Raw genomic sequence first — 11,767 nt, 5'->3', positions numbered from 1 at the left:
CCCTTCGGGGGAGGGGGCGGGGGGTGGGTTCGGGGGTGGGGGGGACGCTGCGGCGCCGCGTTGCACCTCCTCCCCGGCGCCCTCTGCGCCGCCACCCTCGCGGCCCTCGCCTCCGTCGGCGGGGCGGCAACACCCCTGGCCCGTACGGCCGTTGGCATCACCGGGCTGGTCCTGACCGCCCTCGCCGTCCGGCTGGCCGTACGTACCGGACCGCTGCGCGCCCGCCACCCCGGCACCGGCTCCCGCGCCGCCACCCTGTGGACCTGCTGGACCGTCGGCCACGCGCTCGGTGGTGACCGGCTGCTGCCCGGCGGCCCCGACCTGACGGCCGCCCACCCCCGCCCCGCCCTCGCCGCCGCCCTCGCGCTCGCCCTCGCCGTGCTCCCCGCGGCCGGCTGCGCCCGCTGGTTCGCCGTACGCGGCCGCCGGGCCCTGGCCGCCAGCCGCGGGCTGGGCGAGTTCGCGGCCCGCATCCGGCCGCTGCTGCTCGGCACCACCCTGCTCTTCCTGGCCACGCTGACCGCCCTGCTCCTCGGTGCCCGGGCGGCCCTCGGCGGGAGCGACGGCGGCGCCCTCCCCGCCGTGTCCGTCATCGCCCTCGGACTGGTGCTCTTCCTCGCCCGGCTGCTCACCGTCCACGGCTTCCCCAAGCCCGCCGTCGTCGGCCTGGCCTCGGCCGCCGCCCTGGAGGCACTCGCCCCCGCCCTCGTCCTGATCGCCCGGCTCCCCGGCGCGCCCCCGCTCGACGCCCCGGTCCGGGCACTGGCCGCCGCCGTCGGGCCGGCCGCGGTCCCCGCCCTGGCCTGCACCGCCGCCGCCCTCGGCCTCCTCGCGTACGGCCTGCGGGCGCTCACCGGCGCCTGCGCGCACTCGCCCGCCCCCGCCGGCCCGGCGAAGGCGCCCCGGCCGTGACCCTCCCGACGGCCACCGGGCCGCACCCCCACGCCGCCCCCTACGGGCGCCCGCACCACGCACCACCGCCGCAGAGGCACCCGGCAACGGCCTCTCCGGCACCTCCGGCCGCGGTGGCCCGCCCGCCGCGGACCACGCCCCCCACGCGGCACCCGTCCCCACGACGGACGCCGACCCCCCGGCCGGAGCGCACGCACTTCCCACCATCCGCCTTAGGAGCACGACACATGAACGTCCAGCCGACCGAAGCCCGACGGCACCGGGGGGCCGCACGATGAGGGTGCTGCTCATCGGCGCCAACGGCTACCTCGGCCGTTACGTCGCCGACCGCCTGCTCGCCGACCCCGCCGTCCAGCTCACCGCCCTCGGGCGGGGCGACGACGCCGACGTCCGCTTCGACCTGGCCACCGGCAGCCCCGGGGCACTCACCCGCTTCCTCGACGCGGTCCACCCCGGCGTGGTCGTCAACTGCGCCGGTGCCACCCGCGGCGGAGCCCGCGAGCTGACCCGGCACAACACCGTCGCGGTCGCCACCATCTGCGAATCGCTGCGCCGCAGCGGCTGCGGCGCCCGCCTGGTCCACCTCGGCTGCGCCTCCGAGTACGGGCCCTCGCAGCCCGGTTCGTCGACCGCCGAGGACGCGGTGCCGCGCCCCGGCGGGCCGTACGGCGTCAGCAAACTGGCCGCCACCGAACTCGTCCTGGGCTCCGGCCTCGACGCGGTCGTGCTCCGGGTCTTCTCCCCGGTCGGCCCCGGCACCCCGGCCGGCTCCCCGCTCGGCCGGCTCGCCGAGGCCATGCGCCGCGCCATGCAGTCCGGCGACAACGAACTCAAGCTCGGCGGGCTCGGCGTGCAGCGGGACTTCGTCGACGTCCGGGACGTCGCCCGCGCCGTGCACGCCGCCTCGCTGTCCGCCGCGCAGGGCGTCGTCAACATCGGGACCGGCCGCGCGGTACGGCTGCGCGAGGCCGCCTCGGTGCTCGCCCGGGTGGCCGGCTTCGGCGGCGCGCTGCACGAACTCGACTCCCCGCCGGCCCGGCTCGTCATCCCCGGCCCGGCCGGCGACCACCCGGTCGGTTCGCCGCCCGCCACCTACCCCTACCCCGACGGCTGCGGCACCTGGCAGCAGGCCGACGTCCGCACCGCCCGCGACCGGCTCGGCTGGCGCCCCCGGATCGGCCTGGAGGAATCCCTCGCCGACATCTGGATGGAGGCCGCATGTCGCATCTGACCACCCCCGCGGGACCCGCCCGCGCCCCGACCGGCGCCGCCCCGCTCGGCCTGGGCGTCCCCGGCTTCGCCCATCCGCTGCTCGCGCCCGCCGAATGGGCCGGACTGCTCCGCTGCGGGCCGGGCCTGGTGCACTGGGCGGTACTCGACGTGTCCAACGGGCCCGGCGCCCGCCCCGACCCGCACTGCGTCCCGGCCGCCGCCCGCCTCCGTGAGACGGGTGTCCGAGTACTGGGACACCTCGACCTCGGCCGGGGCGCCCGCCCCTTCGGCGAGGTGCTCGCGGACGCCCACCGCTACCTGGAGTGGTACCGCGTGGACGGCTTCTGGCTGGACCGCACCCCCACGGACCGGCCCCTGCTGCCCGCCACCCGGCGGATCGCCGCCGCCCTGCGCGGCCTGTGCCCGGACGGCCACCTCGTCTTCGGGCACGGCAGCCACCCGCACCCCGGCTACGCCGAATCCGCCGACCAGCTCGTCACCTTTGCCGGCCGGTGGGCCGATTACCGCTGGTCACAGGTGGCGGAGTGGACCGCCGACCACCCTCCGGAGCGGTTCTGCCACCTCGTGCACAGCGTGCCGCGCACGCACCTGGACGAAGCGCTGCGGATCGCCCGCTGGCAGGGGGCGGGCACCGTGTACCTCACCGACCGCCGGGCCGGGGCCGCAGACACCGTCGGAAGGGCCTGGGAATCACTGCCCGGCTACTGGGACGAATTCGTCTCGCGCATCGGACCGGGTGTCTCGGAATGAAGAAGGGCGTGGCAGTGTTACGGGAAGACAACCAGTCCTCAGATACCGACCAACCCCCTTGTTGAGGTCATCCGTGTCGCTGCCACCCCTGGTCGAGCCCGCTTCGGAGCTCACCGTCGACGAGGTCCGCAGGTACTCCCGCCACCTGATCATTCCCGATGTCGGAATGGACGGGCAGAAGCGGCTGAAGAACGCCAAGGTGCTCTGTGTCGGCGCCGGCGGCCTGGGCTCGCCCGCGCTGATGTACCTGGCCGCGGCCGGCGTCGGCACCCTCGGCATCGTGGAGTTCGACGAGGTCGACGAGTCGAACCTGCAGCGCCAGATCATCCACAGCCAGGCGGACATCGGCCGCTCCAAGGCCGCGTCCGCCAAGGACACGGTGCTGGGCATCAACCCGTACGTCACGGTCAACCTCCACGAAGAGCGCCTCGACTCCACGAACGTCATGGAGCTCTTCGCCCAGTACGACCTGATCGTGGACGGCACCGACAACTTCGCCACCCGCTACCTCGTCAACGACGCCTGCGTGCTGCTGAACAAGCCGTACGTCTGGGGCTCCATCTACCGCTTCGACGGCCAGGCGTCGGTCTTCTGGTCCGAGCACGGCCCCTGCTACCGCTGCTTGTACCCGGAGCCCCCGCCGCCGGGCATGGTGCCCTCCTGCGCCGAGGGCGGCGTCCTCGGTGTGCTGTGCGCCTCCATCGGCTCCATCCAGGTCAACGAGGCCATCAAGCTGCTCGCCGGCATCGGTGACCCGCTCGTCGGCCGCCTGATGATCTACGACGCACTGGAGATGACGTACCGTCAGGTCAAGGTCCGCAAGGACCCCGACTGCGCGGTCTGCGGCGAGAACCCGACCGTCACCGAGCTCATCGACTACGAGGCGTTCTGCGGCGTCGTCTCCGAGGAGGCCCAGCAGGCGGCGGCCGGCTCGACGATCACTCCGCAGCAGCTCAAGGAGTGGATCGACGCCGACGAGAAGATCGACATCATCGACGTCCGCGAGCCGAACGAGTTCGAGATCGTCTCCATCCCCGGCGCCCGGCTGATCCCCAAGAACGAGTTCCTGATGGGCAGCGCCCTCCAGGACCTCCCCCAGGACCGGAAGATCGTCCTGCACTGCAAGACGGGCGTCCGCTCGGCCGAGGTGCTGGCCGTCCTGAAGTCCGCGGGCTTCGCCGACGCCGTCCACGTGGGCGGCGGCGTCATCGGCTGGGTCAACACGGTCGAGCCGGAGAAGCCGGTCTATTGATCGATGGCGGTGTGCTGATCACCGCGCCCTGAACAGCGCCGAAGGCGCCGGTCCGGATGTTACGGACCGGCGCCTTCATCGTTACCGAGGGCCCCCGGGCCCCGGGGGCCCTCGCAGGTCAGATCTCGCCCTTGCGCGTCAGATACGTGAAGGCCAGCCAGCCCGGCAGGACCGGCAGCCAGAAGACCATCAGCCGGAACAGCAGCACCGCCGGGAACGCGGTGTCGCCGGGGAGCCCGGCGATGGTCAGCGCGGTGATCAGCGCACCTTCGACGGCGCCCACGCCGCCCGGTGTCGGGGCGGCCGAACCCAGCGCGTTGCCGGCGAGGAAGGCCACCGCGATGCTCGCGTAACTGATCTTGTCGCCGCCGCCGAACGCCCGGATCGACGCGTCCAGGCACATCACGTTCGCCGCCGTCAGCAGCAGCATCCCGCCGATGCCGGTGACCAGCTTCCGCGGCCGCTGCAGGATGTCCAGCATCCGCGGCACCACACCGGCGAACAGCGACCGCACCCGCGTCGAGACGAACTTCCGCAGCACCGGCACGGCCGTGACGACCAGGACCAGCACGGCCACGGTCAGCAGCCCGGCGATGACCGTACGGGACGGCGAGATGTCCTGGGTCTGCTCGGTGCCGGTCAGATAGCCGAAGGCCAGCAGCAGGAGGATGTGGCTGCCCAGCCCGAACAGCTGGGAGGCGCCGACGCTGGCCACCGCCAGACCGGGCCGGACCCCGGCGCGCTGCAGGAAGCGGGTGTTGAGCGCCACCCCGCCGATCGCGGCGGGCGCCACCAGCTTCACGAAGTTGCCCGCGATCTGCGCGATCATGGTCCGGACGAACGACACCTTCTCCGTGACGAACCCCAACAGGCTCATCGCCGCCGCGATGTACGTCGTCGCCGAGAAGAACATCGCCACCAGCACCCACACCCACTGGGCCTCGCTGACCACGTCACCGAGGTTGAAGTTGGTGAGCTGGGACAGCAGCAGGTACACCGCGAAGGCACCGGCGATCCAGCTGATGAGGATCCGCGGGCTGAGCCGCTCCAGCTTCGCCGGCTCGATCACCGCCGTGGGCCGGATCAGCAGCACCTGCCGGCGGATCTGGGCCAGCAGGTCCTCCTCGCGGGCCTCTTCCGACGCCTCGTCGAGCGCCCGCTTCTCGGCGTTCTTCTCCGCGTGCCGCTCGGCCCGCAGCGTCCTGCGGTCCTTCGGGGCCGCCTCCCGGGCCTCCCGGGCCTCCTTGGCGGCCTGCGACGCCGCCAGCACCGCCTCCCGCTCCCGCTTGGCGCGCTCACGGGCCAGCTGACGCAGGGTGGCCCGGGTGGTGCGGCTCAGCGCGATCGGCTGGAGCAGCGGCAGGCTGTCCGCGACCGCGTCCGGGCCGAGCACCTCGACGGCCGCCGCCACCGCCCGTTCGGCGCCGACCCGCAGGCCCAGCGTGACCAGCAGCTGGGCGACGTCCATCCGCAGCACGAGGTCACCGGCCGCGATCTCGCCGCCGCGCAGCTCGGTCAGCACGATGTTGCCGGAACGATCCACCAGCAGCGCGTCGCCGACCAGCCGCCGGTGCGCGATCCGCCGCGACTGCAGCGCCTCGACCTGCCGCCAGGCGCTGTGCATCAGCGCGTCGGTGATCTCCTCGTCGGCCAGCGAGTCGAAGGTGCGGCCCCCGATGTGCTCGTAGACCAGCATCACCGCGTCCGGGCCGAGCTCAGAGGTGGCGATCAGCTTGGGGGCGTTGGCTCCCGCCGCGATGGCCGCGTACGCCAGCAGCGCCTCCTGCTCCAGGGCCTGGCGCAGCGACTGCAGGCTGCGGCGCTGGTTGATGCCGCCGCGCAGCGACAGCCGGCGCCAGACCCGGTAGAAGAAGCCCTGGGCCTGCTGCTCGCGGTCGACCACGGTGACGTCGATCGGCGGGCCGTCCTCCAGGGTGACGAGGTAGCGGCGGCCGCGGTCGGCGTGCTCGTTCTGCTCGGGGCCGGCGGTCTGCTCGGAGTTGGCGGTGTCCTCCGCGCGCAGCGCGCTGACCGGGCGGAAACCGACCCGGCGCAGCCCGGCCAGGAGGTTCTGCCCGGTGGGCCGGACGTTGGGGGAGCCGACGGCGTAGAGGGTGCCGAACGCCACGGTCCAGCCGATCAGCACCGTCGTGATGATCGCGAACGGTGTGGTGTAGCGGCCGACCAGCACCGCGAACGCGTCGAGCAGCAGCACGCCCCACATCGCGACCCGCCAGCGCGGCCGCCGGGACATGCCCACCGCCGTCATGTAGGCGATCACCGGTGCCAGATAGCTGTGCACCGGCGCGGAGAGCGAGCCGTTCGCCAGCGGCTGGGTCAGCGCCACCCTGATGGAGGCCGGGGCCGACTCCGCCACCCACAGGTCGGTGGCGAGCGACACCCCGTGCGCCAGGACGGCGGCGAGCACGCCGTCCGCGATCCGCAGCCCGTCCCGCTTGATCAGCCGCTCGACGGCGAACGCCACCGGCACGATCAGCACCGCGACGCTGGCACTCAGCCCCGCCAGGTTGATCAGCAGCGGGGGAGTGGCCCGCGCGCCGGTGCCGATGTCCCGGGCCAGGCCCGCGGTGGTGCCGTGCGCGAACGTGGCCAGACCGAGGACCAGGGCGATGCCGGCCATACCGAGCAGCAGCCGCAGCAGGTCGGCGGGCCGGTGCACCCGGGCGGGCAGCAGCGGCTCATCACCGGAGACCCGGTCGACGTGGAACTCGCCGCACGCGTCGACGGCCTCCCCGTCGCGGTGCGAACCCGTCCGGGAGGTGCCGCGGGCGGCGGCCGGGCCCGGCTCGGCGCCCTTGCCGTGCTCCACGTGCGCGTCGTCCGGCACCTGCCGGTGTTGCCGGTCGCTCCTCGGCTCCTCCTCGTGTCCCTTGGGTGGTGCGGGCTCCTTGGGCCCTTCCGGCCTCTGGGACGCCCCCGGTCGTTCGGCCTTCTTGATCGTGCTCGCCTTTTCGGTAGCGGAAGCCGTGGCCGGCCTCCGTTGGTGCTTCCCCTCGACGGGCAGCGCTTCAGGGGCGCCCGCCTCCCGCGGAGGCGCCGCGCCCTGCTGCTCGGCCGTCTCTTCTTGATCTCGTATCACCAGTCACCGTCCGGAAGATGGTGGCACGGCCGACCGGTGGAGGGGGGCATCAGGGTGCATTTCGGGGTGACGGGAAGCGGAACCTCCGCCACCGCGCCGGGTCCGGTGGCGGCCGCCGCCGGTGTTCCGAAGGGTGGTGGACCATGCGTCCGCTCCCATTGTCGGTGCCGTGCGGCAGGATGGACCGAATGAGTGGTACCGGAGACACGGCGCCCGGCGCCGACGCCGGGGAGCTGCCCGCCTATGCCGAGCGGGTGCTCTCCGTCGCCGAGCTGATCCCGGCCGGCCGGGTCATGACGTACGGCGATGTCGCGGAGTATCTCGCGGAAGAGGGGCAGCCCGAAGGGCTTCCAGGGGAAGGCGGTGGCGGGCGACGGGTGGGCGGGCCGCGGCAGGTCGGGCGGGTGATGGCGCTCTACGGCGGCGCGGTCCCCTGGTGGCGGGTGGTGCGCGCCGACGGCAAGCTGCTGCCCGGCAGCGAACTGCGCGCCCTGGCCCACTACCGCGACGAGGGCACCCCGCTGCGGTCGGCGTCGGTGGAGGCGGACGACCACATACCCAGGCTCGACATGCGGCGCGCCCGCTGGGACGGCCGGCCGGACGACCCGGATGACCCGGACGGCCGGCCGGAGGACCGGGACGACCCGGACGACCGGGACGACGCATGGGACGACTGAGCCGCCCGGCACCGGCACCGGCGCCGCCTGCGGCCCGTTGTGGCGGCCCGCGGACCGGTCCCCGGCCCGGGCGCCGACTGGCGTAGCGTCGGGCACTGCCGTCCCGGCGCCGGCCGCCACCACGGCCCCGCCGCCCGGCCCCCGGCCACCCCGGCACCCGGCACCGCGGCGCGCACCGCACCGCATCCGCACCACGACCAGCACCCTCCTCAGGACCGGCGATCCACGTGAGCTCCTCCTTCTCGGCCGTCCCGCCGACGCAGCCCCGCCGGGCGGCGCGGCAGGACGCCTCCGGCGCGTACCGACTGGTCCGCACCCCGCCGGAACGGGTGGACCCTCCCACCTTGGACGCAGCCCAGCGCGCCGTGGTTGACCACCGAGACGGCCCGCTGCTGGTCCTCGCCGGCCCCGGCACCGGCAAGACCACGACCCTCGTCGAAGCCGTCGCCCGCCGGGTCCGGGACGGCGGCGACCCCGAGCGGATCCTCGTCCTCACCTTCAGCCGCAAGGCCGCCGTCGACCTCCGCGACCGCCTCGCCCTCCGCCTGCGCGCCCTGGAGAAGCCGCGCCGGCGCCCCGGGAAACACGGCGCGGGGCCGGGGACCCCGCCCGTACCGGCCGGCATCCCGCAGGCCACCACCTTCCACTCCTTCTGCTACGCCCTGGTCCGCGCCCACCAGGACGCCGACCTCTTCGCCGACCCCCTGCGCCTGCTGTCCGGGCCCGAGCAGGACCTCGTCGTCCGCGAACTCCTCCAGGGCCAGGCCGACCTCGCCGCCGAGGGCCGGGCCGCGATCAGCTGGCCCGACGACCTCCGCGCCTGCCTGACCACCCGCGGCTTCGCCGACGAGGTCCGCGCCGTGCTCGCCCGCAGCCGCGAACTCGGCCTCGGCCCGGACGCCCTCGGCGCCTTCGCCCGCCGCACCGGCCGCCCCGACTGGCACGCCGCCGCCGGCTTCCTCGCCGAATACCTCGACGTCCTCGACGGCCAGGGCGTCCTCGACTACGCCGAACTGGTCCACCGCGCCGTGCTCCTGGCCGAACGCCCCGACGTCGCCGCCGACCTCGCCACCACGTACGACGCCGTCTACGTCGACGAGTACCAGGACACCGACGCCGCCCAGGTACGACTGCTGCGCGCGCTCGCCGGCAACTACACCGCGGCCGCCGCCCCCGGTACCCCCGGCCGCACCCTCGTCGCCTTCGGGGACCCCGACCAGTCGATCTACGCCTTCCGCGGCTCGGACGTCAACGGCATCCTCGACTTCCCCGAAACCTTCCGCCGCGGCGACGGCACCCCCGCCCCCGTCGCCGTCCTCGGCACCTCCCGCCGCTCCGGCGCCAGCCTGCTCGCCGCCACCCGGCAGCTCACCCACCGGATGCCGCTCACCCGCCTTCCGGCCGCCAAGGTCCGCGCCCACCGCGAACCCACCCCCGTACGGGACGGCGGCCGCGTCGAGGCGTACACCTACCCCACACCCGGCGCCGAACTGGACAACGTCGCCGACATCCTGCGCCGCGCCCACCTGGAGGACGGCGTGCCCTGGCGCGACATGGCCGTCCTCGTCCGCGCCGGCGGCCGCTCCATCCCCGCCGTCCGCCGCGCCCTCACCTCGGCCGGCGTCCCCCTCGACATCGACGGCGACGAACTCCCGCTGCGCCACGAACCCGCCGTCGCCCCCCTGCTCACCGCCCTCCGCGCCGCGGCCCGCGCCGCCCTCGACCCGGAACCGGACACGGCCGAACCGGACACGGCCGAACCGGACACGGCCGAACCGGATGCCCCGGACGCCACCACACCGGGCTGGCTCGACGCCGAGACCGCCCTCGACCTGCTCGCCTCCCCCCTGGGCGGCATGGACTCCGCCGACCTGCGCCGCCTGGGCCGCGCCCTGCGCGAAGAGGAACGCGCCGCCGGCGCACCCCTGCCGCCCCCCTCCGACACACTGATCGCCCGCGCCCTCGCCCAACCCCAGCGCCTGGTCGCCCACGACCCCGCCTACGCCCGCGGCGCCCAGCGGCTCGGTCTGCTGCTGCGCAAGGCCCGCGAACTCCTCGCCGGCGGCGGCACCGCCGAACAGGCCCTGTGGGAACTGTGGGACGGCACCCCCTGGCCGCAGCGCCTGGAACGCGCCGCCCGGCGCGGCGGCGCCGCCGGCCGCAACGCCGACCGCGACCTCGACGCCGTGGTCGCCCTCTTCGAGACCGCCGCCCGCGCCGAGGAACGCACCGGCGGCCGCGGCGCCCTGAACTTCCTGGAGGAACTCGACGCCCAGGACATCGCCGCCGACACCCTCACCCGCCGCACCGTCCGCCCCGACGCCGTCCGGCTGATGACCGCCCACCGCGCCAAGGGCCTGGAATGGCGGCTGGTCGTCGTCGCCGGCGTCCAGGAAGGACTCTGGCCCGACCTGCGCCGCCGCGGCTCCCTCCTCGAAGCCGACCGGATCGGCCGCGACGGCCTGGCCGAACCCCTCACACCCGGCGCCCTGCTCGCCGAGGAACGCCGGCTGTTCTACGTGGCCGCCACCCGCGCCCGCGACCGCCTCGTCGTCACCGCCGTCAAGGCCGCCGCCGACGACGGCGACCAGCCCTCCCGGTTCCTCACCGAACTGGGCATCACCCCCCAGGACGTCACCGGCCGCCCCCGCCGCCCCCTCTCCGTCGCCGCACTCGTCGCCGAACTCCGCGCCACCACCGTCGACCCCGCGGCGAGCCCCGCCCTGCGCGACGCCGCCGCCCAGCGCCTCGCCCGGCTCGCCGCCCTGCACGACGACGACCACCGCCCCCTGGTGCCCGCCGCCCACCCCGACACCTGGTGGGGCATGAACGACCCCACCCACAGCCGGGTCCCGCTGCGCGACCGCGACCTGCCCGTCGTCCTCTCCGGCAGCGCCCTCGACCAGCTCGCCAACACCTGCGCCCTCCAGTGGTTCCTCGGCCGCGAGGTCAAGGCGGACAGCCCCGCCACCGCCGCCCAGGGCTTCGGCAACGTCGTCCACGTCCTCGCCGACGAGGTCGCCTCCGGACGCACCCCCGCCGACCTCACCGTCCTCATGGAACGCCTGGACTCCGTATGGGACGCGCTCGCCTTCGACGCCCCCTGGAAGTCCCGCCAGGAAAAGGACCACGCCCGCGCCGCCCTCGAACGCTTCCTGCGCTGGCACGTCATGGAACGCGACACCCTCGGCCGCGACCCCGTCGCCACCGAGCACCCCTTCGACGTCACCCTCCGCGCCGGCACCTACGAGGTCCGCATCCGCGGCAGCATGGACCACGTCGCCAAGGACGAACAGGGCAGGGCCTACGTCGTCGACTTCAAGACCGGCAAGCAGAAACCGACCGGTCCCGAGGTCGCCCGCCACCCCCAGCTCGCCGTCTACCAGCTCGCGGTCCGCGAAGGCGCGGTCGACGACGTCTTCGACGGCCACACCCCCGAACCCGGCGGCGCCGAACTCGTCCACCTGCGCATCGGCGCCCCCCAGAAGGAGGGCGGCGACGCGCTGCCCGCCGTACAGGCCCAGCCGCCGCCGGACGGTGACTGGGTGGGCGACCTCCTCGCCACCGCCGCCGGCCGCGTCCTGGAGGAACGCTTCACGCCGGCCACGGGCACGCACTGCACGCACTGCGCGTTCCGCGCTTCTTGCAGCGCGGTGGCGGAGGGGCGCCAGGTCGTGGAATGACGCTTTGCGGTGCCGCGTATTGCGGTGCCGCGTACGTGGCTGTCTTTCCCGCCGCGGGTCGTCTCGCCGTTGCGCCTGCGGCGGGCTGGGTTTGTGGTGGGTGCGGTGACGGGCCTCCGGGGCCGGTTGTGTGGACTGCTGACGCTTTACGTCCACACAA

General features: G+C 74.8%; 7 protein-coding genes. 6 read left to right on the top strand and 1 reads right to left on the bottom strand.

Features of this window, described 5'->3' with window-relative positions; all coding sequences use genetic code 11:
• From IG62_RS0140000 to moeZ, 4 genes are all read left to right on the top strand, one after another.
• A partial coding sequence (locus IG62_RS0140000) for a hypothetical protein (protein WP_078872522.1) occupies positions 1-912 on the top strand: 912 nt, incomplete at its 5' end.
• Between the two features lie 274 nt (positions 913-1,186).
• Positions 1,187-2,143, top strand: a complete 957-nt coding sequence (locus tag IG62_RS0139995) for an NAD-dependent epimerase/dehydratase family protein (RefSeq protein WP_030815914.1) — start codon at positions 1,187-1,189, stop codon at positions 2,141-2,143.
• Positions 2,131-2,895 carry a spherulation-specific family 4 protein gene (locus tag IG62_RS0139990; RefSeq protein WP_030815912.1) on the top strand — a complete coding sequence of 255 codons (765 nt, stop codon included), beginning with the start codon at positions 2,131-2,133 and terminating at the stop codon, positions 2,893-2,895. The genes IG62_RS0139995 and IG62_RS0139990 overlap by 13 nt, the downstream gene beginning before the upstream one ends.
• Positions 2,896-2,968: 73 nt before the next feature.
• Positions 2,969-4,147, top strand: coding sequence for an adenylyltransferase/sulfurtransferase MoeZ (gene moeZ, locus IG62_RS0139985; RefSeq protein ID WP_030815910.1), 1,179 nt, complete (start codon positions 2,969-2,971; stop codon positions 4,145-4,147).
• Between the two features lie 118 nt (positions 4,148-4,265).
• Here the strand turns inward: moeZ and IG62_RS0139980 are convergent, their stop codons facing one another.
• Positions 4,266-7,247, bottom strand: coding sequence for a lysylphosphatidylglycerol synthase transmembrane domain-containing protein (locus tag IG62_RS0139980; RefSeq protein ID WP_030815908.1), 2,982 nt, complete (start codon positions 7,245-7,247; stop codon positions 4,266-4,268).
• Positions 7,248-7,435: 188 nt separating this feature from the next.
• On the opposite strand from IG62_RS0139980, the gene IG62_RS0139975 reads away from it, so the two are divergent.
• Together IG62_RS0139975 and IG62_RS0139970 are read left to right on the top strand one after the other, a co-directional pair.
• A complete protein-coding gene (locus IG62_RS0139975; RefSeq protein ID WP_078872521.1) occupies positions 7,436-7,924 on the top strand; it encodes an MGMT family protein in 489 nt (162 codons plus the stop codon).
• 227 nt (positions 7,925-8,151) lie between these two features.
• A complete protein-coding gene (locus tag IG62_RS0139970; RefSeq protein ID WP_030815902.1) occupies positions 8,152-11,607 on the top strand; it encodes an ATP-dependent DNA helicase in 3,456 nt (1,151 codons plus the stop codon).
• The last annotated feature ends 160 nt before the right edge of the window (positions 11,608-11,767 follow it).

The organism is Streptomyces sp. NRRL S-337, assembly GCF_000720175.1.
In the GTDB taxonomy this organism is placed as follows: domain Bacteria; phylum Actinomycetota; class Actinomycetes; order Streptomycetales; family Streptomycetaceae; genus Streptomyces; species Streptomyces siderophoricus.
The sequence above is the reverse complement of the archived record's forward strand: the minus strand, read 5'-3'. Positions and strand labels throughout refer to the sequence as shown.

Coding starts and splice junctions, on each gene's coding strand:
- IG62_RS0139995 (WP_030815914.1), top strand. CDS start 1,187: ATGAGGGTGCTGCTCATCGGCGCCAACGGCTACCTCGGCCGTTACGTC.
- IG62_RS0139990 (WP_030815912.1), top strand. CDS start 2,131: ATGTCGCATCTGACCACCCCCGCGGGACCCGCCCGCGCCCCGACCGGC.
- IG62_RS0139975 (WP_078872521.1), top strand. CDS start 7,436: ATGAGTGGTACCGGAGACACGGCGCCCGGCGCCGACGCCGGGGAGCTG.